This is a genomic window from Serratia sp. CY27727 (assembly GCF_052169275.1).
Classification (GTDB): Bacteria; Pseudomonadota; Gammaproteobacteria; order Enterobacterales; family Enterobacteriaceae; genus Serratia; species Serratia sarumanii.
In genome coordinates this window covers 154,574-178,694 of sequence record NZ_JBJNLB010000007.1, presented here as the reverse complement: position 1 = coordinate 178,694, position 24,121 = coordinate 154,574, and the positions used below count along the sequence as shown (strand labels likewise).

Below are 24,121 nucleotides of genomic sequence, written 5' to 3'. Positions count from 1 at the left end.
TTTTTTGCCAAAAATCTCCCGCCGTCCGCTTGAAAAACAAGACCCTGACCCTCATCTGATCCTCATTGTTCGATTTTGGTAGCCATTGTCTTTTGAGGTAATCAATGAGTATGAAAGGTCAAGAAACCCGCGGGTTCCAGTCTGAAGTAAAACAGCTGCTTCATTTGATGATCCATTCGCTGTACTCCAACAAAGAAATTTTCCTGCGCGAGCTGATTTCCAACGCCTCTGACGCCGCCGACAAGCTGCGCTTCCGCGCCCTGTCCGCGCCAGAGCTGTACGCCGGCGACGGCGAGCTGCGCGTCCGCTTGTCCTTCGATAAAGAGCAGCGCACCCTGACCATCGCCGACAACGGCATCGGCATGCGCCGCGAAGAAGTGATCGAAAACCTCGGCACCATCGCCAAGTCCGGCACCAAAGCGTTCCTGGAATCCATCGGTTCCGACCAGGCGAAAGACAGCCAGCTGATCGGACAGTTCGGCGTCGGTTTCTACTCGGCGTTCATCGTGGCGGACAAAGTGACCGTGCGCACCCGCGCCGCCGGCGCCGCCGATGACGAAGGCGTGTTCTGGGAGTCTGCCGGCGAAGGCGACTACACCATCGCCGACATCACCAAAGAGACCCGCGGCACCGAAATCACCCTGCATCTGCGCGAAGGCGAAGATGAGTACCTCGACGCCTGGCGCCTGCGCTCGGTGATCGGCAAATATTCCGATCACATCGCCCTGCCGGTGGAGATCGAAAGCAAAAACGAAGAAGACGACACCGTCACCTGGGAGAAGATCAACAAGGCGCAGGCCCTGTGGACCCGCAGCAAGGCTGACGTGACCGACGAAGAGTACAAAGAGTTCTACAAGCACATCGCCCACGACTTCACCGATCCGCTGAGCTGGAGCCACAACCGGGTAGAAGGCAAGCAGGAGTACACCAGCCTGCTGTATATCCCGGCGCAGGCGCCGTGGGACATGTGGAACCGCGATCACAAGCATGGCCTGAAGCTGTACGTGCAGCGCGTGTTCATCATGGACGACGCCGAGCAGTTCATGCCGAACTACCTGCGCTTCGTGCGCGGCCTGATCGACTCCAACGATCTGCCGCTGAACGTGTCGCGCGAGATCCTGCAAGACAGCCGCGTGACGCAAAACCTGCGCGGCGCGCTGACCAAGCGCGTGCTGCAGATGCTGGATAAGCTGGCCAAAGATGACGCCGAAGGCTACCAGAAATTCTGGCAGCAGTTCGGTCTGGTGCTGAAAGAGGGCCCGGCGGAAGACCACGGCAACCAGGAAGCGATCGCCAAGCTGCTGCGCTTTGCCTCCACCCACGGCGACAGCTCGGCGCAGACCGTGTCGCTGGAAGAGTATGTCGGCCGCATGGCGGAAGGGCAGGAGAAGATTTACTACATCACCGCCGACAGCTACGCCGCCGCCAAGAGCAGCCCGCACTTGGAGCTGTTCCGCAAGAAAGGCATCGAAGTGCTGTTGCTGTCCGATCGCATCGACGAGTGGATGATGAGCTATCTGACCGAATTCGACGGCAAGCCGTTCCAGTCGGTTAGCAAAGCGGATGAAACGCTGGATAAACTGGCGGATGAAACCGAAGAGCAGAAGGCCGCCGAGAAGCAGCTGGAGCCGTTCATTGAACGCGTGAAAACCCTGTTGGGCGAGCGGGTGAAGGATGTGCGCCTGACGCACCGCCTGACCGATACGCCGGCGATCGTGGTGACCGACGCCGACGAAATGAGCACCCAGATGGCCAAGCTGTTCGCCGCCGCCGGCCAGCAGGCGCCGGAAGTGAAGTACATTTTCGAGCTTAATCCGGAGCATGCTCTGGTCAAACGCGCATCCGATGTGGGCGATAACGAACATTTCGCCGAATGGATCGACCTGTTATTGGATCAGGCTCTGCTGGCTGAACGCGGCACGCTGGAAGATCCGAACCTGTTCATCCGTCGCATGAACAAGTTGCTGTCCGCCTGAAACTGAAAATATGCGCCCTTAACGGCACCGTTAGGGGCGCATTGCCGATTTTTCCCCGCCTTTTCTCGCTTTTTGTTCGTCCGTTTTTTTGCACATTCCGCAATCGATTTCCTTCGCGCGCCTTGAGCCTGCCCCCCCTGAAATGGTATCGTTGAGCGTTTTCGCAATTTTATAAAAACTACATAGCAAGGGGATTTACGCAATGCGTATCATTCTGCTGGGCGCTCCGGGCGCTGGTAAAGGTACTCAGGCTCAATTCATCATGGAGAAATACGGCATTCCGCAAATCTCCACCGGTGATATGTTGCGCGCAGCCGTGAAGGCCGGCAGTGAACTGGGCAAGCAGGCGAAAGAGATCATGGACGCCGGCAAGCTGGTGACCGATGAGCTGGTGATCGCGCTGGTCAAAGAGCGCATCGCTCAGGAAGATTGCCGCAAGGGCTTTCTGCTGGACGGTTTCCCACGCACCATTCCGCAGGCTGACGCGATGAAAGAAGCCGGCATCAACGTGGACTTCGTGCTGGAGTTCGACGTGCCGGACGAGCTGATCGTTGACCGCATCGTTGGCCGCCGCGTGCACGCGCCGTCCGGCCGCGTATACCACGTGAAGTTCAATCCGCCGCAGGTGGAAGGCAAAGACGACGTGACCGGCGAAGAGCTGACCACGCGCAAGGACGATCAGGAAGAGACCGTGCGCAAGCGCCTGGTGGAATACCATCAGATGACCGCGCCGCTGATCTCTTACTACAGCAAAGAAGCGGCGGCGGGCAACACCCAATACCGCAAAATCGACGGCACCCGCAAGGTGGCCGAAGTGAGCGCAGAGCTGGCGACCATCCTCGGTTGATCGCAAGCACGTTGTGCATGACGCCGGGCCTGTGGCCCGGCGTTTTTTTTGCCGTTTTCCCGCCAAATTGTGATCGCGGCGGCTTGTTGCGGCCGTGCCCGTTAATCGCCCGCGCCAAATAGCGTATAACAAGCCTGCGTTTTCACCCTCAGCAGGGAGCGGGCATGCTCAGACAAACCAATCTTCTGGCGGAAGCCACCGCGCGCCAGATCGTCCAGCGGGCGATGGGCATCATCAGCCATTCCGTCAACGTGATGGACAGCAACGGCGTGATTATCGCCTCCGGCAACCCGCAGCGCCTGTTCCAGCGCCATGAAGGCGCCGTGCTGGCGCTGGCGGAGAACCGGGTGGTGGAAATCGACCGCGCCACCGCCGAACATCTGAAGGGCGTGCGGCCCGGCATCAACCTGCCGTTCAGCTTTCGCAACCAGCGAGTGGGGGTGATCGGCATCTCCGGCGAACCGGCCGAGGTGCGCGCCTACGCCGAGCTGGTGAAGATGGCGGCGGAGATGATGGTGGAGCAGGCGGCGCTGCTGGATCAGCACCAGTGGGAAAAACGCTACCGGGAAGAGCTGGCGAATCAGCTGCTGCAGCCCCAGCCGAACACCGCGTCGCTGGCGGCGATGGCGGCGTATCTGGGATTGGATCTGCGCCAGGCGCGCATCGTGTGGATCGTCGAGTTGCAAGAGGCGCAGCCGCACCTGCTGCGCGAGCTGCTGGCGGAGCTGGAAGCCACCCAGCGCGACGCGTTGATCGCCATTACCGGCTTCAATGAAATGACCCTGCTGCGCCCGGCCTGCATGGTGCAGGGCGAATGGAGCCTGAAGCTGGAGCGCCAACAGGCCCAGCGTTTGCAAAACCAACTCAAACACCGCTTCCGGGTGCGGCTGATCGTCGGCGGTTTTTATGACGATCCGCAAAGCGCCTATCGTTCCAGCCTGACGGCGCGCGCCACTCAGGCGATGGCGCAGCGCCTGAAACTGCGTCACGCCACGCTGTTCTACCACGACTACCCGCTGCCGTCGCTGTTGTGCGATCTGGGGGAGGATTGGCGCGCGCAGGAGCTGGGTCGCCCCTGGCGGACGCTGGGCGAACAGGACGAAAAAGGCGTGCTGCGCGGCACGCTGCGCCACTATTTTTCGCAGAATTGTGATCAGACGCAGACCGCCGCACAGCTGCATATCCACGTCAATACCCTGCGCTATCGCCTGCAGCGTATCGAAGCGATAACTGGCATGAAAATCAACCAATTAACCGACGCTCTGCGGTTATATATCGGCATGCTGATGCACGACTGAGTTGTGCCAACCCACAAATTCCACGCCGTTCCCCCGGCGATTTTTTGTTGTTTCCCCTCAGGCCAACGCCGGGTGCGCGGGATATGTTGGCCTGCACATCAACCACGGAGAAAACAACAATGACAACCGTATCCACTCTGGGGGCGCTGGTGGCGTTAGCCGTCGCCATCGTCCTGATTCTACGCAAGGTGCCGCCGGCTTACGGCATGATCGCCGGCGCGCTGGTGGGCGGGCTGTGCGGCGGCGCCGACCTGGTGCAGACCGTAACGCTGATGATCGGCGGGGCGCAGGGCATCACCAACGCCGTGATGCGCATCCTGGCGGCGGGGGTGCTGGCCGGGGTGCTGATCGAATCCGGCGCGGCGCACACCATCGCCGAAACTATCGTGCGCAAGGTGGGCGAAACCCGCGCGCTGCTGGCGCTGGCGGTGGCTACACTGATCCTGACGGCGGTGGGGGTATTTATCGACGTGGCGGTGATCACCGTCGCACCGATCGCGCTGTCGATAGCCCAAAAGGCCGGCATTTCGCGCGCGGCGATCCTGCTGGCGATGATCGGCGGCGGCAAGGCCGGCAACGTGATGTCGCCCAACCCGAACACCATCGCGGCGGCGGACAATTTCCACGTGCCGCTCACCTCGGTAATGATGGCCGGCATCGTGCCGGGGCTGTGCGGCCTGGTGGTGGCCTATCTGCTGGCGCGCCGCCTGAGCGATAAAGGCAGCAAAGTGATGGCCGAAGAGCTGACTCAGCATGCCGAAGGGGCGCGGCCGGGCTTCGCTGCGGCGATCAGTGCGCCGCTGGTGGCGATCCTGTTGCTGTCGCTGCGGCCGATCGCCGGCATCGCCGTCGATCCGCTGATCGCGCTGCCGGCCGGCGGTTTGGCGGGCGCGCTGCTGATGGGGCGCATCCGCCAGTGCAATCAGTTTATGGTCTCCGGCCTGTCGCGCATGGCGCCGGTGGCGATCATGCTGCTCGGCACCGGCACGCTGGCGGGCATTATCGCCAACTCGGCGCTGAAGGATGTCTTGATTAACGGCTTAACGCACACCGGGCTGCCGGCCTGGCTGCTGGCGCCGCTGTCCGGCGCGCTGATGTCGATGGCGACCGCGTCGACCACCGCCGGCACCGCCGTGGCTTCCGGGGTGTTCAGCTCCACGCTGCTCGAGCTGGGCGTGAGCGGGCTGGCCGGCGCTGCGATGATCCATGCGGGCGCCACGGTGCTGGATCACCTGCCGCACGGCAGCTTCTTCCACGCCACCGGCGGCAGCGTCAATATGGCGGTGCACGAGCGGCTGAAGCTGCTGCCGTACGAAACGCTGGTGGGATTCACCATTGCGGCAATCTCGGCGCTGATGTTTGGCGTATTTAACCTGGCGGGATAAGGAACAGTGATGAAAACGCTGAAAAAAGTGGTTATTGCCCCGGATTCTTTCAAAGAGAGCCTCAGCGCGCTCGGCGTCGCCGACGCCATCGAGCGGGGGTTCCGCCAAATTTACCCGCAGGCGCACTACGTGAAGCTGCCGATGGCGGACGGCGGCGAAGGCACGGTGGAGTCGATGGTGGCGGCCACCGGCGGTGAAATCGTCCAGGTGACGGTCACCGGGCCGCTGGGAGAGCCGGTGCAGGGGTTCTATGGCCTGCTGGGCGACGGCGAAACCGCGGTGATTGAAATGGCCGCCGCCTCAGGGCTGCACCTGGCGCCGCCCGGCCGGCGCGATCCGCGCATCACCACCAGCTACGGCACCGGTGAACTGATGCTGGCGGCGTTGGAACGCGGCGTGAAGGCGGTCATTCTCGGCATCGGCGGCAGCGCCACCAACGACGGCGGCGCCGGGATGATGCAGGCGCTGGGCGTGAAGTTGCTGGATAAGGCACGCCGGCCGCTGCCGGCAGGCGGAGCGGCGCTGGCGCAGCTGGCGCACCTCGATCTCGCCGGGCTGGATGCGCGTTGGCAACGGGTGAGCGTGACCGCCGCCTGCGACGTCGATAACCCGCTGTGCGGCGAAAAGGGCGCCTCGGCGGTGTTCGGGCCGCAGAAGGGAGCGACGCCGGAGATGGTGGCGCAGCTCGATGCGGCGCTGCATCACTATGGCGAGCTGCTGGAACGGGAAACCGGCCGCGCGGTGCTCACCCAGCCAGGGGCGGGCGCGGCGGGCGGCATGGGGGCGGCGCTGCTCGGCATGCTCAACGCGCGCTTGCGGCCGGGCATCGAGATCGTCACCGAAACCCTGCGCCTGGATGAGGCGGTGCGCGATGCCGATCTGGTGATCACCGGGGAAGGCCGGCTGGACAGCCAGTCGATCCACGGCAAAACGCCGATCGGCGTGGCGCGGGTGGCCAAGCGCCACGGCGTGCCGGTGATCGCCATCGCCGGCAGCCTGACGTCGGATTACCAGGTGGTGCATCAACACGGCATCGACGCGGCGTTTTCGGTGCTCGATGGCATCGTGACGCTGGAAGAAGCGCTGGCGGGGGCCGATCGCAATCTGCAGGTGACGGCGCGCAACGTGGCGGCGGTGTGGCGACTGGCGCAAGGGGTAGGCCCACAGGCATAGCCTGTTGCTGTTATCGGTTTCGATGCACGACTTTTCCGTTACAATAGCCGGCATTAATGGCTGCTGACATCCCGACCCAGAACGGAATGCCGGCCGGAAAGGAAATGAGGGGAACTGAGATGAAGCAAGAGAAACACGGCGTATTGCTGGTGAACCTGGGCACGCCAGATGCGCCGACCTCGTCGGCGGTCAAACGCTATCTGAAGGAATTCCTCAGTGACGATCGCGTGGTCGACACGGCGCCGCTGATCTGGTGGCCGATCCTCAACGGCGCGATCTTGCCGATCCGTTCGCCGCGCGTGGCGAAGCTCTATCAGTCGGTGTGGATGGAAGAAGGCTCGCCGCTGCTGGTGTACAGCCGCCGCCAACAGCGGGCGCTGGCGGCGCGCATGCCGAATACGCCGGTGGAGCTGGGCATGAGCTACGGCTCGCCGAGCCTGGCGGAAGCCATCGACAAGCTGCTGGCGCAGGGCGTGACCAACCTGGTGGTGCTGCCGCTCTATCCGCAATATTCCTGTTCCACCAGCGCGGCGGTATGGGATGGCGTAGCGCTGGTGCTGAAAGGCTATCGCCGCTTGCCTTCTGTGGCCTTCATCCGCGATTACGCCGAACACCCGGCCTACATCGCCGCGCTGCAGCAAAGCGTGGAGCGCTCGTTCGCCGAGCATGGCCAGCCGGATCGGTTGGTGCTGTCGTTCCACGGTATCCCCAAACGCTATGCGCGCCTGGGCGACGACTACCCGCAGCGCTGCGAGGATACGCTGCGAGCGCTGAGCGCCACGCTGCCGCTGGCGCCGGAGCGAGTGATGATGACGTACCAATCGCGCTTCGGCCGCGAGCCGTGGCTAACGCCGTACACCGATGAGACCCTGAAGGGGCTGCCGGCGCAGGGCGTGAAGCACATTCAGCTGATTTGCCCGGGTTTCTCGGCGGACTGCCTGGAAACGCTGGAAGAGATCAAGGAGCAGAACCGCGAGATCTTCCTCGAGGCCGGCGGCGAGAAGTTTGAGTATATCTCTGCGTTGAACGACGAGCCGGCGCATATCGATATGATGCAGCAGCTGGTGGCGCAGCGCCTCTAATCATCAATAATCTGTATATTAGAATCATCGTGATCGGGCGGGAATGTGTTAACATTCTCCGCTTGTTAAACCGCCACCACCGCCAATCACATGAAATTTCCTGGTAAACGCAAGTCCAAACACTATTTCCCGGTGAGCGCCCGCGATCCGCTTCTGCAGCAGGCCCAGCCCGAAAGTGAAATCAGCACCTCGTATATCGTCGGCATCGACCAGACGCTGGTGGATATCGAGGCGAAGGTGGACGACGTTTTTGTCCAGCGCTACGGCCTGAGCCTGGGCCACTCTCTGGTGATCGAAGACGACGTCGCCGAGGCGCTGTATCAGGAACTGAATGAAAACAACCTGGTTACCCATCAGTTCGCTGGCGGCACCATCGGCAATACCATGCACAACTATTCGGTGCTGGCGGACGATCGCTCGGTGCTGCTCGGCGTGATGTGCAGCAACGTGAAAATCGGCAGCTACGCCTACCGTTACCTGTGCAATACCTCCAGCCGTACCGATCTCAACTATCTGCAGGGCGTAGACGGCGCCATCGGCCGCTGTTTCACGCTGATTGGCGAAAGCGGCGAGCGCACCTTCGCCATCAACCCGGGCCAAATGAACCAGCTGCGCCCGGAAAGCATTCCTGAAGAGGTGATCGCCGGCGCGTCGGCGCTGGTGCTGAGCTCTTATCTGGTGCGCTGCAAGGAAGGGGAACCGATGAAGGCCGCCACCCTGCAGGCGATCGAATACGCCAAAAAGCACGACGTACCGGTGGTGTTGACGCTGGGCACCAAGTACGTCATTGCCGACAACCCGCAGTGGTGGCGCGACTTCCTGAAGGAAAACGTGACGATTCTGGCGATGAACGAAGACGAAGCGCTGGAGCTGACCGGGTTGAGCGATCCGCTGACCGCCTCGGACATGGCGCTGGAGTGGGTGGATCTGGTGCTGTGCACCGCCGGGCCGAACGGCCTGTATATGGCGGGCTACACCGAAGAGGCCAACAAGCGCCAGACCCAGCACCCGCTGCTGCCGGGTCATATCGCCGAGTTCAACCGCTACGAATTCAGCCGCGCCATGCGCCGTGAACACTGTGAAAATCCGCTGCGCGTTTATTCGCACATCGCACCGTATATGGGCGGGCCGGAGAAGATCATGAACACCAACGGCGCCGGCGACGGCGCGCTGTCGGCGTTGCTGCACGATATCGCCGCCAACGGCTATCACCGCCACAACGTGCCGAACTCCAGCAAGCACGTGCGCAGCTACCTGACTTACTCCTCCCTGGCGCAGGTGTGCAAATACGCCAACCGCGTCAGCTACCAGGTGTTGAACCAGCATTCGCCGCGCCTCACTCGCGGCTTGCCGGAGCGGGAAGACAGCCTGGAAGAGTCTTACTGGGAGCGTTAACCCGCTGAAAAAGAAAAGGTCCGGCATGCCGGACCTTTTTTTGTGCGCGCGTGGCGCTTCAGATCGGGCAGCCGCCCATTTTTTCTTCTTCGCTCAGGGTGTCCAGCTGCAGGATGTTCAGCATGCTGTTGGCGATCTCCCGTTCGCCCATCACCACCTGGTTGGCGCCGCGATCGGTGATGTAGGCCACCTCGTCGTCGTAGTGGGCGCGGGCAATGATCTCGATATTCGGCCGCTTGGCGCGCGCCGAGGCGACGATCTCGCCGGCCTCATAGCCGTTGGGGATGGTCAGCAGCAGCCAGCGCGCGCAGTCGAGCCGCGCCAGATCCATCACTTCCGGATTGGCGGCATTGCCCAGCACCGTCTTGATGCCCTGTTCGCGCAGCGCTTCCACCCGCGGGCGGGAGTTCTCGATCACCACCAGCGGGATGCCCGCTTCGGCCAGTTTGCCGCCCAGCAGGCTGCCGACGCGGCCATAGCCGACCACCAGCGCGTGATTGCACATGTCCACCGGGATTTGCTTCTCTTCTTCCACCGCCTCTTCGAGGATTTGGTCTTCGATGGTTTCGGTCTTGGCCAGATAGCGTTCCAGCAGGGTGAACAACAGCGGATTGAGCATGATGGACAGAATGGCGCCGGCCAGCACCAGATTGCGGCCGTGTTCCGACATCATGCCGAGTGCAATGCCGAGGCCCGCCAGAATAAAGGCGAACTCGCCGATTTGCGCCAGGCTGGCGGAAATGGTCAGCGCGGTGCGCTTGGAGTGACCGAACATTTTCACCAGCAGGAACGCGGCGGCGGATTTGCCGAACACGATGATCGCCAGCGTCGCCAGCACCGCCAGCGGTTCGTTAATCACGATCATCGGATCGAACAGCATGCCGACCGAGACGAAGAACAGCACTGCGAATGCGTCGCGCAGCGGCAGGGTGTCGTGCGCCGCGCGGTGGCTCAGTTCGGACTCGTTCAGCACCATGCCGGCGAAGAAAGCGCCCAGCGCGAAGGAGACGTCGAACAGCTTCACCGCGCCGTAGGCGATGCCGAGTGCCAGCGCCAATACCGCCAGGGTGAACAGCTCGCGCGAGCCGGTGCTGGCGGTTTTTGACAGGATCCACGGCACCAGGCGGCGGCCGACCACGATCATCAGCGCGATAAAGGCGATGACCTTACCGATGGTCAGCGCCAGCTCCATCAGCAGCTGGCTGCTGCTGGCGTTGTCGTTGCCCAGCATGTTGCCGAAGGCCGGTAGCAATACCAGCGTCAGCACCATCGCCAAATCTTCGACGATCAGCCAGCCGATGGCGATTTGCCCGCGCTGGCTGTCGATCAGCTGCCGCTCCTCCAGCGCACGCAGCAGCACCACGGTGCTGGCGGTGGAGAGGCAGAGGCCGAACACCAGGCCGGAGATCAGATCCCAGCCGAGCAGCTTGGACAGCCCCATGCCGAGCAGGGTGGCGACGGCTATTTGCGCTACGGCGCCGGGAATGGCGATAGATTTTACTGCGAGGAGGTCTTTCAAAGAGAAGTGCAGGCCAACACCGAACATCAACAGGATAACGCCGATTTCCGCCAGTTCCGGCGCCAATGAGGTATCGGCGACGAAACCGGGGGTGAACGGGCCGGCGAGCACGCCTGCGGCCAGATACCCCACCAGAGGGGAGATGCGCAGGCGGTTCGCCAGCATGCCGAGGAGGAAGGCGAGTACTAACCCTCCGACGATGGTGGTAATGAGCGGTGTTGAATTATGCATCCATACTCCTTCTGGCTATGCATCGCGGCACGGGAGAAACGCAACAAAGTTACGAAAAGATACATTTAGTTTATTGCATTTGTGCGCGACTTGCTTGGCTAATTTGGCCTTTTTTGTAAAAAGGCAGAGGATTTCACTTAAGGCGCGGCAATGAGGGGGTTTTGTGCCAGATAGAGAAAATAACATTGATTTATCCGTAAGATAACCCGGACGAATAAGTAATTTCATCCGGGCTAGTCGCGGGGTTATTGCGGTTTATGCTCCATATTGGGCAGCAGTGCGGTGATAATGCCGATCAGCGGCAGGAAAGCACAGATTTGGTAGACCAGTTCGATACTGGTCAAATCCGCGACATAACCAAGAACTGCCGCGCCTAATCCGCCCATACCGAAAGCAAAACCGAAGAATAAGCCGGAAACCATGCCCACCTTGCCGGGGATCAGCTCCTGGGCGTAGACCAAAATGGCGGAGAACGCCGAGGCGAGAATAACCCCGATAATCACCGTTAAAATGCCGGTCCAATAGAGCGATGCATAAGGTAAAACAAGGGTAAACGGCGCAGCGCCGAGAATAGAGCCCCAAATAACGTATTTTCGCCCTATCTTGTCGCCGAGAGGCCCGCCGATAATGGTGCCTGCCGCCACCGCGAACAGGAAGGCGAACAGGTGAATTTGCGCATTCTGCACCGAAACGCCGAATTTATGTATCAGATAAAAGGTGTAATAGCTGCTGATGCTGGCCAGATAGAAGTATTTAGAGAAAATCAGCACCAGCAGGATGCCCAGCGAGTAGACTACGGTACGTTTTGGCAGCGCTTTCAGCGTTGATGGGCTTTTCGGCTGCCCTTTAGTTGCCCGGTGCTGATGTTGATACCACTTGCTGACCTGCAGCAACACCACGATCGCCAGCAGCGCCGCCAGCGTGAACCAGGCGACGTTACCCTTGCCGTAAGGCGCGATGATCAGCGCAGCCAGCAGCGGGCCTAGCGAGCTGCCGAAGTTGCCGCCGACCTGGAACAGCGACTGCGCCAGGCCGTGCCGCCCGCCGGAGGCCATGCGCGCCACGCGCGAGGATTCCGGGTGGAACACCGATGAGCCGGTGCCCACCAGCGCCGCCGCCAGCAGCACCAGCGGGAAGGTGCTCGCCACCGACAGCAGCAGCAGGCCGGACAGGGTAAAGCCCATGCCGATCGGCAGCGAATAAGGCTGCGGGTGTTTATCGGTGTAATAACCAATCAGCGGCTGCAGCAGCGAGGCCGTCAGCTGATAGGTCAGGGTGATCATACCGATCTGCACGAAGCTGAGGTGAAAATCGGCTTGCAGGATCGGGTAAATCGCCAGGATCAGCGATTGGATCATATCGTTGAGCAGGTGGGACACGCTGATGGCGCCGAGGATCGAGAAGGCGGTGCCTTTCACCGCACTGCCCTTGGCGGGCGGCATCGCGCTTTGGCTACTGTCGGTCATATTATTATTAGCCTGATAAGTTGTTGAGCACAGAGAAGACATCTTAGGCAGGGTGCGCAATTTTTACCATATCTGAAATAATCAGACTCACATCGCAAAAATTTGAAATCAGCTGTCATTGATTCGCGCTACAATTTCGCCCTCATCATAAAAGCCATTTAATACACGGAGATCCGCCATGCGTTTTTCGCTGAAAACCACCGCATGTGCGTTGGCCGTTTCCCTGACGTTGCTGTCGGGGGCCGCCAGTGCCTGGGAAAAGGATAAGACCTACGCCATCACCATTCTGCATACCAACGACCATCACGGTCACTTCTGGCAGAACGATCATGGCGAATACGGCCTGGGCGCGCAGAAAACGTTGGTGGACGGCATTCGTCAGGAAGTGGCGGCGCAGGGCGGCAGCCTGCTGTTGCTGTCCGGCGGCGATATCAACACCGGCGTGCCGGAATCGGATTTGCAGGACGCCGAGCCGGACTTCCGCGGCATGAACCTGGTGGGTTACGACGCGATGGCGATCGGCAACCACGAATTCGACAACCCGCTGAGCGTGCTGCGGCAGCAGGAAAAATGGGCGACCTTCCCGCTGCTGTCCGCCAATATCTATCAGAAAAGCACCGGCCAGCGCCTGTTCAAGCCTTACGCCTTGTTCGACAAGCAGGGCATCAAGATTGCCGTGATCGGCCTGACGACCGACGACACCGCCAAGATAGGCAACCCGGAGTACTTCACCGACATGGAGTTCCGCGTGCCGGCGCAGGAGGCGAAGCAGGTGGTGGAGCAACTGCGTAAGGACGAGAAGCCGGACGTGATTATCGCCGCCACCCATATGGGGCACTACGACAACGGCGAACACGGCTCGAACGCGCCGGGCGACGTGGAAATGGCGCGCAGCCTGCCGGCCGGGTATCTCGACATGATTGTCGGCGGCCACTCGCAGGATCCGGTGTGCATGGCCGGCGACAACCGCAAACAGGCAGATTACGTGCCGGGCACGCCGTGCTCGCCGGATCGCCAGAACGGCACCTGGATCGTGCAGGCGCACGAGTGGGGCAAATACGTGGGCCGCGCCGACTTCGAATTCCGCAACGGCGAGCTGAAACTGGTGCATTATCAGCTGATCCCGGTAAACCTGAAGAAGAAGGTGGAGAAGGCGGACGGCACCAGCGAGCGGGTGTACTACACCCAGCAGATCGCGGAAGACCCGACCATGATGAAACTGCTGACGCCGTTCCAGGAGAAGGGCAAGGCGCAGTTGGGCGTGAAGATCGGCAGCGTTAACGGCAAGCTGGAGGGCGATCGCAGCAAGGTGCGCTTCGTGCAGACCAACCTGGCGCGGGTGATGCTGGCGGCGCAGAGGGAGCGCGCCGATGCCGACTTCGCGGTGATGAGCGGCGGCGGGGTGCGCGATTCGATTGAAAGCGGCGATATCACCTATAAGAACGTGCTCAAGGTACAGCCGTTCGGCAACACCCTGGTGCATGTCGATATGAAAGGCAGCGAGGTTGAGCAGTACCTGGCGGTGGTGGCCAACATGAAGCCGGATTCCGGCGCCTACGCCCAGTTCGCCAACGTCAGCCTGGTGGCGGACGGCAAGGGCGTCAGCGAGGTGAAGATCAACGGCCAGCCGCTGCAGGCGGATAAAACCTACCGCATGGCGACGCTGAACTTCAACGCGCTGGGCGGCGACGGCTATCCGAAGCTGGACGGGCTGCCGAGCTACGTCAACACCGGCTTTATCGACGCCGAGGTGTTGAAGCAGTACATCGAGAAACATTCACCGCTGGATGCGGCGGCCTACGAGCCGAAGGGCGAGATCGTCTATCGATAAGGGCGTAGCGGAACGGCGTTTCTCGCTTGTCGCGGGGGCGCCGTTCCCGCCGTCGCTTTTTTCCTCCCCATCAACGCTTTCTGTCAGCGTTGCCGTTTTAGACGGCCTCTTACTTTCTTCTCTCCATATACGCCCTCGGCGGGCAGCCCACCATATTCTTGAAAAAAGTGGCGAAGGCGCTGTCGCTGGAAAACGCCAGCCGACCGGCGACGTCGGATTGGCTCAGCCCTGCGGCCAGCATCTCTATTGCTTTGATCAGGCGCCATTGCTGACGCCACTGTTGATAACTGAGGCCGGTTTCACGGCGGAAAATCCGGCTGATGGTTTTCTCGGAAGCGCCGCTGTAGCGCGATAGCTCGTGCAGCGGCGGAAGCATGTCCAGATTGGCCAGATGGCGCAGGCGCCGGTCGCTGGGCAGCGGCAGCAACGTCAGTTCGCGCGGCGCGGCGGCGATCTCGTCCAGGCAGACCGCCAGAATATTGGCGTGAGGCCCATGCTTCCAGTCGGTGTCGAATGCGGCGAACGCGATGCGTTCCAACACCTCGCGCAGCAGCGGCGAGGCTGTCAGTACGGCAAGCTGCGCAGGCAGACAGGCATAGCGATCGGCGTCGAGATAAAGCGAACGGTAACCGACTACGCCGTTGACCTGAACGCGGTGAGCCACTTGCGGCGGGATCCAGGCAACTCTGCCCGGCGGCAGCATACAGATGCTTTGGTTGAGCGTGATACGCATGCTGCCTTGCTGACAGAACAGCAACTGGCCCCTGTCATGCCAATGCGTGCCAGAGTCGTGCTGCGCCAGTTCGGCGGCGATCCCGAGCACGCCGTTGTCGAGCGTATCCGGATTAAAACTGTCCTGCGCCTGAAGCCACGCCATAGTATGTCCGATTTTGTAAATTTATTGTCTTTTATATTGTAATCGGCGCCGGGAGCAGATGCTACCTTGTGCAGCTTATTCTTGGCTACAGGATCTGTTATGCAACGTAAGCTGACTCTGACATTGGCGACGTCGATGATGATGTTTCCCCAGGTGGTGGAGACCATCTACAGCCCGGCATTGACGCACATTGCGCACGGTTTCCGGGTAAGTGCGGAAATGGCGGCGCAAACGCTCTCTTGCTACTTTTTCGCCTTTGCGCTGGGCGTGGTGGTTTGGGGGCGGATGTGCGACGTTATCGGACGCCGTCCCACCATTTTGGCCGGGCTGACGCTCTATCTGCTGGCTTCTATCGTCGCGCTGTTCAGCGGCAGCTTCAGCGTGCTGCTGGCGGCGCGGGTGCTGGCCGCCTTTGGCGCGGCGGTCGGTTCGGTCGGGACGCAAACGGCGATTCGCGATCGCTTCGACGGTTATGAGTTGGCGCGGGTGTTCTCGGTGATGGGGATCGCCATGGCGATCAGCCCGGCGGTTGGCGTATTGAGCGGCGCAGTGCTGACTCACTATTGGGGCTATCAGGGGGTGTTTGGCGGTTTGGCGCTGTTGGCGGCGCTGTTGCTGGGCTATGCCGGTTGGCAACTGCCGGAGACGCGTCCGCAACAGGTGGTGAGGCATTCATTTTTCGGCACGCTGGGGCGGATGATCAAGGACGGGGATATTTGGCTCAGTGCGCTGCTGGTGGCGTTGTTCAATATTTGCATGTTCAGCTATTACCAGCTGGCGCCATTCCACTTCGCGGCGTTGGAACTGCCGGCGCAGTGGTTCGGTTATACCGGTTTGGTGTTGGCGGCCGGGGTCGGTATCGGCGCGGCGATCAACAAGTTTTTGATCGGCAAACACTGGCTGTTCCCCGCGTTGCTGATGCTGGCCTGCGTTTTATCACTGGCCGGCGGCCTGCTGGTACTGCTGCTGGAAGGGAGCTTGTGGTTCGTTCTGCCGATGATGCTGGTGGTGATGGCGTACGGCATCGCCATTCCCAATATTCTGGCGCGCGCGCTGCGGCATTATAAAGACTGCATGGGCACCGCCGGCGCGATCCTTGGCCTGATGTATTACCTGATGCTTGGCGGTGGCTTGGTGCTGGCCGGGCTGTCGCAGCACCTGGGCGCCGTGCTGTCGCTCTGCAGCCTGTGCGTGCTGCTGTTGGCGTGGCGGGTGGTGCACAACGAGCGCCGTTTGGCGTTGCCTGAGCGTGAAAACGCCTGAGTGTTACCGGCTGGCCGGTTCGCTCAGGCGGCCCGCCAGCAACTGGTGAACGCCGGCTATCACCGCCTCGCGCTGCGTGGTGATATACATATGTCCGCCGGCAAAAGTGCGCTGCTGAAAATCGCCTTGCGCGATCCGGCGCCAGTCGAGCAAATCCTGCCGATCGATCAACTCGTCGTTTTCACCATAGAACATCGCCAGCGGGGCGTGGTAACCCGGTTGCGCAGGGAAAAGCAATTGGCTGGACAGTAACAGATCGGCACGGATCAGCGGCAGATAGTAATCGGCCAGCGCGCTGTCGCCGATGAGAGACTCATCCAGGCCCTCGCCGGCACAAAGTGCGTTCAGCAAAGCGGCACGAGGCATCCTCAGCAACTGGCTGTGGCGCGCCAGAAAGGGCGATGAACTGGCGGAAATGATCAACTGCAGCGGCGGTTGGGGCAGCGCCATCGCTAACGCCAGCGCAACTCGTCCGCCAAGACTGTGGCCGAAAAAGATCAGCGGTTTATCCTGCAGTGGCTGCAGTGCCGGTATCAGTTGATTGATGAGCGATTGGGGTTGGCAGAGCGGCGCTTCGTGCGCCCGCTCCTCTCGACCGGGGTATTGCACGGCATAGAGTTCGATGTCCTGATGCAACGCGGGGGCCCATCGCTGAAAGGCAGTGGCTCCGGCGCCGGCGTGGGGAAAAGCGATCAGCCGCAGGCTGCCCTGGCGTCCCGGCGTTAGCGGTTTCAGGCCGAGGGGGGCGTTGGGGAAGTGGGTGCAATGCATGGCGAAAATCCGTATTTTCAGGGATGCCAAGGAAGCCTGGGCTTCCTTGGCGTTAAGGGAATGCACTCAGTTGATGGCGTTCCACAATTCATCGAAGATCGGCGTGAACAGCGTAGATTTAAGATAGTCCGAACCCGATGAACCGCCGGTACCTTTCCGCTGCCCGATCGTCCGCTCCACCAGTTTCACATGGCGGTAACGCCACTCTTGCAGCAGTGAATCCAAATCAAGCAGTTGGTTGAGCAGCAGCGACTCGCAGCCTGAACGCGTCAGCGATTGCCTGATGATGTCGTCGAAGCCTTGCGCCGCCTGATTGGGCTGGTCATTGAGACGCATCAGGTGGCCGCGTATCGCCTGCCATAGGGAAACCGGTTGGATAATAGCCGCCAATCGGCGCTGAGCCTCTTCATCACCTTGATACTGTTGTAGCTTCTTTGGGTTTTCCTTGCCGAGCAGCGCTTCTATGCCGGCAAACTGGTAGGATTGGAAACCGCTGGCGGTGCCGAGATAGCTGCGAAAACGCTGGAATTCATGAAACTTCAGCGTGCAAATCACGGCGATCTGATTCACCACGGTTTGGGTAATGGCATTGACGCGCGTCATCGTTTCGATCGCCGCCGGTATATCTCCTTCTTCGATCAGCGCAATCGCCAGATGAAGCTCATCGATCAACTGCTTGAACCAGAGCTCGTAGGTTTGATGAGTGATGATAAACAAGTTTTCATTGCGGTGTTCCGCAGACGGCGAGGCTGGCTGTTGCAGTGACAGCAGCTGGTTTAGCTGCAGATAGCTGGCGTAATTCATGATGTCACTTTCCCTGTAGAAAACGAAAATAGGACGGGCCGACTGGGAAGGGCATCCCCGCTCAAATCCGGCAGTTGAATGGTCAGAAAATAATGTCCCGCCGCGGCGTGCGCGGGAACCTGAATCAGCTCGGTCACGGAGGCGTATTTGCGCCCGGAGTGCGGCCTGTCGGGGGCATCAAGCCCCCAAAAACGGCGATGGTTGTCCATGCGTCCGCCGTCGTATAGCCGGTCGATCGAAGGAATATCCACCAACAGATGCTGGACGCCGAGTTCGACGATGCGCGCCAGAGCTTGATGGCTGAAGTAGGGCGCGCAGGCTGCGGCGCAGAAATCGCTCGGCGTCTCGACCGCTATCACCAAAGCCTGCAGGTAGTCGCCCGACAATGGCGCCAGCGCGTCATCGAGCGCCGTCCGGGTAATCAGCCAATCTTCACAGGCAGCGCTGGCGTTATAGCTCTCCGTGGTCCCGTCCGCGCGTTGCGGCCTGACGCGAATCAGGGTGGCGGCGATGAACGGTTCAAGCGGCAAATCCGCCACGTTGTGCGTTTCAGCAAGAATATGGCCGATGCATTCGGTGTGCGTGCCGTGGCAGTGTGGCACCAGGCTGATACGCTCGGCGTTGCAGACCCCGCCATAACGCACGCTGGCGACGGTATCGCCGTAACTCAGCGGCGCCGAATCGGCGGGGGCCACGCCATAAAGGTTGGTCGGGTTATCGGCGAAGTCCAGCCTGGCCGAGAGCCGCAGCGGCTCTCGGTAGTCAAGGTGATGACAACGTCCATGGTGGTACACCTCAATGCGTTTCATCGGCGACCCCGGCAGTTTTGCTCAAGGCCAGCGCGGTGAGTTCGCGGATCTGGCTGTGCATGATGAATTCGCGGATAGTCAGCGAGACGCCCATCTGTTGACGAATGGCGTGCAGCAGTTGCGGGATCTGCAGTGAATTTCCACCCAGGCTGAAGAAGCTGTCGCAGACGCTGATCTGCGTCTGCGACAAGACTTGTTGCCAGATATGCTGCATGGCGCTTTCCGCCTCGTTGGCCGCAGGCGTGTAGTCCGCTTCGGAAGCCGAGTAGCGGGTTTCCGGCGCCGGTAGCCGACGAATGTCGATTTTATTGTTGTTGGTGAGCGGGAAGGCCGACAGCACCACAAAACCGGACGGGATCATGATATTCGGCAAGCGAGCTTTCAGCGCCGTGCGCACCGCTTTTTCATTCAGCTCCTCTCCCGGCGTTAACTGCAGGTAGCTGACGATGCGGGCCTGCTGGCCTTCACCGACAATTAAGCTGAGCGACCGCTCGATATTGTCGAGAGAGGATAAACTGAGATCGATTTCGCTCAATTCGATGCGGTGGCCGCGAATTTTGACCTGGTGATCGTTCCGGCCGAGGTATTCCAGCTGCCCCTGACGATTAAACCGCACAATGTCGCCGGTGCGGTACATATAGCGCTCGGTGCCGAACGCCTGGCGCCGTAGAAAGACCTTATCGCTCAGCGTCGGGTTGCGCCAATACCCCGGTGATACCCCTGCGCCGCCCAGCCATAGCTCACCAAATGCGCCGCTTGGCATCGGGTTGCCGGCCTGATCCATGACCAGAACGTCAGTCGACTGTATCGGCGTGCCGATACAGTCGCTCGCGCCTTCGTGAGTCAGATCGGCGCAGGTCGACCAGATGGTGGTTTCCGTCGGGCCATACACCTGCAGCACCCGTGTCGCGATGCGTCGCAATTGCGTCAACAAGGCCGCCGGCATCTTCTCGCCGCCGCACAGCACGGTCAGGGGGCGCTGGCCCGCCGCCGGCAGATGGTGGACGATGGTGCTCCAGACGGTAGGTGTCGCTTGAATCACGCTGGGCTGCTGTCGCTCGATAAAGTGATACAACTTGACCGGATCCATGGCGGTTTCTCGTGGACACAGCGTGACGTGCGCGCCGCCGGCCAGCGAGCAGAACAGTTCCAACCCAAAAATATCGAAACTGATGCTGGTCAGGCTGAGCACCTTATCGCTCGCGCTCAGCGCCAGCCGCCCGACGAAGTCGTGGGTGAAATTGTTCAGGTTGCCGTGGGTGATCATCACGCCTTTGGGGTTACCGGTTGAGCCTGAGGTGTACATGATGTAGGCCAGCGTATCGTCGGCTGGGATCGGCAATGTGTCGGCCGCTGCAGGTTGAGAAACCAGCGAGTCGAAACCGACAGCGGGACTGGCCCAACGTTGTTCTGGCTCACCATCGGTCACCAGCAACCGGGCTTGCGCGTTCTCGATCATGTAGCTCACGCGGTCGGCCGGGTAGTGTACGTCAATCGGCACGTAGTGTTTGCCGGCTCTCAGCACGCCGAGCAGGAGTACGGCGACGTGGCAACTTTTCTCCATCATGACGCCGACCGAAAAAGGCTTGCTGTCGATGCGCTGCAATGCATGCGCGATGCGCTCAGACTGCGCCCACAGCTGACGGTAGCTGTACTGTTGCCGTTCGCAGCTGACGGCGAGGCTGTCAGGCTGGGTTTGTGCCAAGCGATCAATTTGCACCAGCAGCGAGTCACCTGAACCTGCGTCCGAACTGACGGCCAACTGTTGCAGCCAATGTTGCTCCCGTTCGCATAGCGGGTTGAGAGCACGCTGCGCCGTGTTGGCCGGCAGGGTGAGCAGTTGCCGCAGCGTTTGCTGATAGTTGTCCAACAGCATCTGCATGCTGGCGGGATAAAACAGTTCGCTGGCGTAATCGAGTTCGATGGCGACGGCGTCCTGTTCCACACTAAAGTTCCAGGTCATATCGAACATCGAGAAGCCGGACGAAAGCGGCAAGCGATGCAGCGTGCAATCGTGCAGGTTTTGTTGGCATACGTCGCCGGCGTTCTGCAGGATCGCCATGATTTGGAATAACGGATTTTTGTTCGACACCCGCTCGTATTCGATCTGGTGCAAGATCCGGTCGAACGAGAGCTGCTGATGCTGATAGGCGCCGATGCAGGTTTCCATCATGTTACCGATCAGCTCGGCCAGGGTGTCCTGTTCGCTCAGTTGGATACGCAGCGGTACGGTATTGACATGGAAGCCGCTGACCTGCGCCTGATCCAGGTTGTCCCGCGCTGCAATGGCGGTGCCGATGACGATATCCTGCTGCTGGGTATAACGGCTGAGCAGTAAACTTAATGCCGCGCAGAGCAAGGCGAAAGGCGTGGCGCCCAGCGCTTTGCCCCGTGACGCCAGCAGACCGGCCACGTCGGGCTGCAGCTGATAATGGATGCGTTCTCCGGCGTGTGTCGGCATTAGCGGGCGTGGTTTATCCAGCGGGAAGTCCAGTTCGCGGCAGCCTTGCAGTTGCTGTTGCCAGTAAGCGACATCCGCCGGCGCAGGTGGCGCGATGCCGCTGTTGACGATGTCAATGGTTTGGATCTGCGGTTGCGGCGCGTCAAACCCATTGTGATCGTCGAGCTCGTTATAGCGCTGCCACAGATCGTTAAGGATCAGCTGTTCGCTCCAGGCGTCGGTAATTATGTTGTGTTTTACCCAAATCAAAACATGGTGCTGCTGATGATACTGTACCAGCCGAAGCACCAGCGGCGGCCGAGCGGTGATGTCGAAAGGCGTGGCACACAGTTGGCGCACCCACTTCTCTGCCGACAGCGTTTGGCCTTCCACCCAGTGGTCGGCAAGACGAATCGGGGTATGCGATTCTGCCAACTGATAGGCGACACCGTCGGTTTCGGCGAAGCGAGTGCGCAGGCTTTCATGTTTTTCATAGATAAAATTGATCGCCTGTTCAAAGCGCGCCAGATCGAGCGAGCCCTGGATGTCTATCGCCAGCGGCAGGTTGTAACTGCAGTCGTCAGGATTCAATGCGCTCAGGTACCAGAGCAGGTTCTGCTGAGGGCTGAGCGGCGCGCGGCGTTCGTCGCAGATCGCGATGGCGCGCTCCGCGGCAACGGCCTTATTCTCGATATATTCGGCCAGTTTGCGTACCGTATTATGGCGGAACAGATCGGCGATGCTCAGGTGGCAGCAAAGATCGCGTGCGACGAGCGCGACGATTTTGCTCATTGTCAGCGAGTGTGCGCCCAGGTTGATGAACTCCTGTGTGACGTCGGCTTGCGGACAGCCGATGGCGTTGGCCACGATGCGCTCGAGAATGGCCTCAGTTTCTGTTTCCGGTGGCGTCAGGCGCTCATTTCGTTCATCCAGCGGCCAGTTTTCCAACTGTTGACGGGCGATCTTGCCATTGATGGTCAGCGGCAGCGCCGGCAAGAAAATAAAGACGCTGGGGATCGCGGCGGGGTGGAGCTGTGTGACCAACGCGTGACGCAGCGCGTCGACCGTCAGCTCAGGCGAAGCGGGTTGTACGAAGGCGGCGAGAATTTTGCCCGAGGGCTGGCTGCGAGCCACCACGCAGGCGCTTTCAACCAGGGGGTGACTGCGGACGGCGCTTTCCACTTCACCCATTTCGATGCGTACACCGCGTATCTTCACCTGGTGATCACGGCGGCCGACGAAAATAATGTTGCCCTGTTCGTCCCATTTGGCGATGTCACCGGTTTGATAAAGGCGCTCTTCGGCCGCCATATACGGTAGCCGACAGGTAATGAACTTCTCTGCGCTCAGCGCCTCTTGATGCAGGTAACCGTGCGCCAGGCCGCTGCCGGCGATGCACAGTTCGCCCTCAAAACCGACCGGCAGTGGATTGTGGTGGGGATCAAGGATGTGACAACGGTAGTTTTTCAGCGGTTTGCCAATGCAGTTCCAGGGAACGCCTGGACGATACTCGCACAGCGAAGTGGCAATGGAAGCCTCGGTCGGCCCGTAACCGTTGCACAATCGGGTGCGCTCGGCCCACCAGGTGACGACGTCCGCTGGCGGTGCGTCTCCCATGACGATCATTGTCCGCAGTCCCGGCCACATCTCGCGGGGCAATAATTCCAGAATTGCCGGTGTAATAGTGATATGGCCGATATCGTGTCGAGTCAGATAATCGTGCAGCGCGCCGACATCGGTATGCAGCTCCGAGGGCGCCAGATAAAGCGTCGCACCGCTGACCAACGCGCCATAGACGTCCCAGCCGAAGGCGTCGAAACCCAACGAGGCGATGGCCAGCACGCGACTGCCTTGCGCCAGGCCAATGAAATCGCGGTGGTTTTGCGCCACGTTGCTCAGGCCCTCACGCCCTATCATGACGCCTTTGGGTTTGCCGGTCGTCCCGGAGGTATAGCAGACGTAGGCCAGTGCGTCTCGCGATTGAGGGAGTTGCTCCGCATGGATGTTCAGCGAACGGTAGTCAATGCTTGATGGCGCAATGCACGGCGCGTCGCCGGAGTGCAACGGCGAGTCGGCCAAAATCAGCGCAGGCTGCACGTCGTCAAGAATGCTTTGATTGCGCGCCGCTGGCGCCTGCGGATCGAGCAGTACATAGGTTTTATTGCTTTTCAGTATCCCCAACAGCACGATCAGCAGCGTCGCTGACTTGTCCATCGAGACGGCGACGACCGAGCTGGCGGCCCCGCTGTGTTCAAGCAGCCAACAGGCAAACTGATCCGAGGCGCGATCGATCTCGCCATAGCTGTATATCTGGCCATCGGCATGCAGCGCGGCCTGTTGCGGATGAACGGCGGCGGCGTGGCGGAACAAAGCGATGACGTCGTGCGCCAGCAGCTTGGCATCGTCGGTTGCGTTGAATTGGCTCAGGCGATGTAACGCTTGAGGTTGAGTAACAATGGGCGCGGCGACGGGATCGGCCGGATCTGCCAATAGCGCGTCAAGATAGTCGGTGAACGCGTTGAAACGCATGTCGTCGCCATACAGGGTAAGCTGAGTGCCGTCACCGCAAGCCGCTACGTCGACCATCGCTCGTGGCTGGGCATAGCGCCCCTGTTTGAGCGCGCCGGTTTCATTAAAGAAGAAATGTTGCAGCTGTGCGGGGGACGTGATGTCCGCCACCGGCAGCGTATGGAAGTCGGCGCCGGGTTGCCAGGTGAGATGGCAGAGATCGCTGCCGCAACGCCCCTGCATCTGATCGCCAAGGCGTTCCATCAGCAATGCGGTCAACTCGCGCATGCGCGTCGGTGATTCGGCATAGTATTTACGCGCCAAACGGTAGGGAGTGTCTTGTGCGTGCGGTAAGCCGCCACGCGAAAGCTCGACCACAATGTCGACAAGCTTTTCCTGCAGCAGGGGAAGTTGGGCGCCTGCTGGCATATCGGACAGCGCGTCGC

General features: G+C 60.7%; 16 protein-coding genes. 9 read left to right on the top strand and 7 right to left on the bottom strand.

The window, feature by feature from the left end; all coding sequences use genetic code 11:
• The first annotated feature begins 110 nt into the window (after positions 1–110).
• The 7 genes from htpG (at position 111) to ACJ8HB_RS17715 (ending at position 9,156) form a co-directional block, all read left to right on the top strand.
• The gene (gene htpG, locus ACJ8HB_RS17745) at positions 111–1,976 is read left to right on the top strand and encodes a molecular chaperone HtpG (RefSeq protein ID WP_033637352.1); all 1,866 of its coding nucleotides are present in this window, start codon (positions 111–113) and stop codon (positions 1,974–1,976) included.
• Between the two features lie 202 nt (positions 1,977–2,178).
• Positions 2,179–2,823, top strand: coding sequence for an adenylate kinase (adk, locus tag ACJ8HB_RS17740; protein ID WP_004940261.1), 645 nt, complete (start codon positions 2,179–2,181; stop codon positions 2,821–2,823).
• Positions 2,824–2,987: 164 nt separating this feature from the next.
• The gene (locus ACJ8HB_RS17735) at positions 2,988–4,121 is read left to right on the top strand and encodes a sugar diacid recognition domain-containing protein (protein ID WP_039566980.1); all 1,134 of its coding nucleotides are present in this window, start codon (positions 2,988–2,990) and stop codon (positions 4,119–4,121) included.
• A 119-nt stretch (positions 4,122–4,240) separates the two neighbouring features.
• Complete coding sequence (locus tag ACJ8HB_RS17730; RefSeq protein ID WP_060421989.1) at positions 4,241–5,506, top strand: GntP family permease; 1,266 nt, start codon at positions 4,241–4,243, stop codon at positions 5,504–5,506.
• A 9-nt stretch (positions 5,507–5,515) separates the two neighbouring features.
• The gene (locus tag ACJ8HB_RS17725) at positions 5,516–6,679 is read left to right on the top strand and encodes a glycerate kinase (RefSeq protein WP_060421987.1); all 1,164 of its coding nucleotides are present in this window, start codon (positions 5,516–5,518) and stop codon (positions 6,677–6,679) included.
• A gap of 119 nt (positions 6,680–6,798) precedes the next feature.
• The gene (gene hemH / locus ACJ8HB_RS17720; RefSeq protein ID WP_060421984.1) at positions 6,799–7,761 is read left to right on the top strand and encodes a ferrochelatase; all 963 of its coding nucleotides are present in this window, start codon (positions 6,799–6,801) and stop codon (positions 7,759–7,761) included.
• Positions 7,762–7,851: 90 nt separating this feature from the next.
• On the top strand, positions 7,852–9,156 hold the full coding sequence (locus ACJ8HB_RS17715; RefSeq protein WP_060421981.1) for an inosine/guanosine kinase: 1,305 nt from the start codon (positions 7,852–7,854) through the stop codon (positions 9,154–9,156).
• Between the two features lie 58 nt (positions 9,157–9,214).
• On the opposite strand, the gene ybaL is transcribed toward ACJ8HB_RS17715, so the two are convergent.
• Both ybaL and ACJ8HB_RS17705 read right to left on the bottom strand, forming a co-directional pair.
• On the bottom strand, positions 9,215–10,906 hold the full coding sequence (gene ybaL / locus ACJ8HB_RS17710) for a YbaL family putative K(+) efflux transporter (RefSeq protein ID WP_033637356.1): 1,692 nt from the start codon (positions 10,904–10,906) through the stop codon (positions 9,215–9,217).
• Positions 10,907–11,151: 245 nt separating this feature from the next.
• Positions 11,152–12,372, bottom strand: a complete 1,221-nt coding sequence (locus tag ACJ8HB_RS17705) for an MFS transporter (RefSeq protein WP_060421979.1) — start codon at positions 12,370–12,372, stop codon at positions 11,152–11,154.
• Between the two features lie 178 nt (positions 12,373–12,550).
• Between ACJ8HB_RS17705 and ushA the strand changes: the two genes are divergently transcribed.
• Positions 12,551–14,203, top strand: coding sequence for a bifunctional UDP-sugar hydrolase/5'-nucleotidase UshA (gene ushA, locus ACJ8HB_RS17700; protein ID WP_033647263.1), 1,653 nt, complete (start codon positions 12,551–12,553; stop codon positions 14,201–14,203).
• Positions 14,204–14,312: 109 nt separating this feature from the next.
• On the opposite strand, the gene ACJ8HB_RS17695 is transcribed toward ushA, so the two are convergent.
• Positions 14,313–15,080 (bottom strand): AraC family transcriptional regulator, encoded by a 768-nt coding sequence (locus ACJ8HB_RS17695; RefSeq protein WP_060421973.1) that lies wholly within the window; start codon positions 15,078–15,080, stop codon positions 14,313–14,315.
• Positions 15,081–15,179: 99 nt separating this feature from the next.
• Here ACJ8HB_RS17695 and ACJ8HB_RS17690 point away from each other — a divergent pair, with 99 nt between their 5' ends.
• Complete coding sequence (locus ACJ8HB_RS17690) at positions 15,180–16,343, top strand: multidrug effflux MFS transporter (RefSeq protein WP_047568972.1); 1,164 nt, start codon at positions 15,180–15,182, stop codon at positions 16,341–16,343.
• Positions 16,344–16,346: 3 nt separating this feature from the next.
• On the opposite strand, the gene ACJ8HB_RS17685 is transcribed toward ACJ8HB_RS17690, so the two are convergent.
• From ACJ8HB_RS17685 to ACJ8HB_RS17670, 4 genes are read right to left on the bottom strand one after another with little or no spacing between them, the layout of a single operon-like run.
• A complete protein-coding gene (locus tag ACJ8HB_RS17685) occupies positions 16,347–17,144 on the bottom strand; it encodes a thioesterase II family protein (protein ID WP_141240922.1) in 798 nt (265 codons plus the stop codon).
• Positions 17,145–17,180: 36 nt separating this feature from the next.
• Complete coding sequence (locus ACJ8HB_RS17680; RefSeq protein ID WP_033647260.1) at positions 17,181–17,918, bottom strand: tryptophan 2,3-dioxygenase family protein; 738 nt, start codon at positions 17,916–17,918, stop codon at positions 17,181–17,183.
• Entirely contained in the window at positions 17,915–18,727 is an 813-nt protein-coding gene (locus ACJ8HB_RS17675) for a cyclase family protein (RefSeq protein WP_047568967.1), read from the bottom strand. The genes ACJ8HB_RS17680 and ACJ8HB_RS17675 overlap by 4 nt, the downstream gene beginning before the upstream one ends.
• Positions 18,714–24,104 (bottom strand): non-ribosomal peptide synthetase, encoded by a 5,391-nt coding sequence (locus tag ACJ8HB_RS17670; RefSeq protein WP_161109066.1) that lies wholly within the window; start codon positions 24,102–24,104, stop codon positions 18,714–18,716. The genes ACJ8HB_RS17675 and ACJ8HB_RS17670 overlap by 14 nt, the downstream gene beginning before the upstream one ends.
• Between the last annotated feature and the right edge of the window lie 17 nt (positions 24,105–24,121).

Bases quoted from the DNA above. Each gene is read 5' to 3' on its own strand.
- ACJ8HB_RS17690 (WP_047568972.1), top strand. From the start codon at position 15,180: ATGCAACGTAAGCTGACTCTGACATTGGCGACGTCGATGATGATGTTT.
- ACJ8HB_RS17725 (WP_060421987.1), top strand. From the start codon at position 5,516: ATGAAAACGCTGAAAAAAGTGGTTATTGCCCCGGATTCTTTCAAAGAG.
- htpG (WP_033637352.1), top strand. From the start codon at position 111: ATGAAAGGTCAAGAAACCCGCGGGTTCCAGTCTGAAGTAAAACAGCTG.
- ACJ8HB_RS17715 (WP_060421981.1), top strand. From the start codon at position 7,852: ATGAAATTTCCTGGTAAACGCAAGTCCAAACACTATTTCCCGGTGAGC.
- ACJ8HB_RS17670 (WP_161109066.1), bottom strand. From the start codon at position 24,104: ATGCCAGCAGGCGCCCAACTTCCCCTGCTGCAGGAAAAGCTTGTCGAC.
- ushA (WP_033647263.1), top strand. From the start codon at position 12,551: ATGCGTTTTTCGCTGAAAACCACCGCATGTGCGTTGGCCGTTTCCCTG.
- ACJ8HB_RS17705 (WP_060421979.1), bottom strand. From the start codon at position 12,372: ATGACCGACAGTAGCCAAAGCGCGATGCCGCCCGCCAAGGGCAGTGCG.
- ACJ8HB_RS17675 (WP_047568967.1), bottom strand. From the start codon at position 18,727: ATGAAACGCATTGAGGTGTACCACCATGGACGTTGTCATCACCTTGAC.
- ACJ8HB_RS17695 (WP_060421973.1), bottom strand. From the start codon at position 15,080: ATGGCGTGGCTTCAGGCGCAGGACAGTTTTAATCCGGATACGCTCGAC.
- ACJ8HB_RS17735 (WP_039566980.1), top strand. From the start codon at position 2,988: ATGCTCAGACAAACCAATCTTCTGGCGGAAGCCACCGCGCGCCAGATC.
- ACJ8HB_RS17730 (WP_060421989.1), top strand. From the start codon at position 4,241: ATGACAACCGTATCCACTCTGGGGGCGCTGGTGGCGTTAGCCGTCGCC.
- ybaL (WP_033637356.1), bottom strand. From the start codon at position 10,906: ATGCATAATTCAACACCGCTCATTACCACCATCGTCGGAGGGTTAGTA.
- adk (WP_004940261.1), top strand. From the start codon at position 2,179: ATGCGTATCATTCTGCTGGGCGCTCCGGGCGCTGGTAAAGGTACTCAG.
- hemH (WP_060421984.1), top strand. From the start codon at position 6,799: ATGAAGCAAGAGAAACACGGCGTATTGCTGGTGAACCTGGGCACGCCA.
- ACJ8HB_RS17680 (WP_033647260.1), bottom strand. From the start codon at position 17,918: ATGAATTACGCCAGCTATCTGCAGCTAAACCAGCTGCTGTCACTGCAA.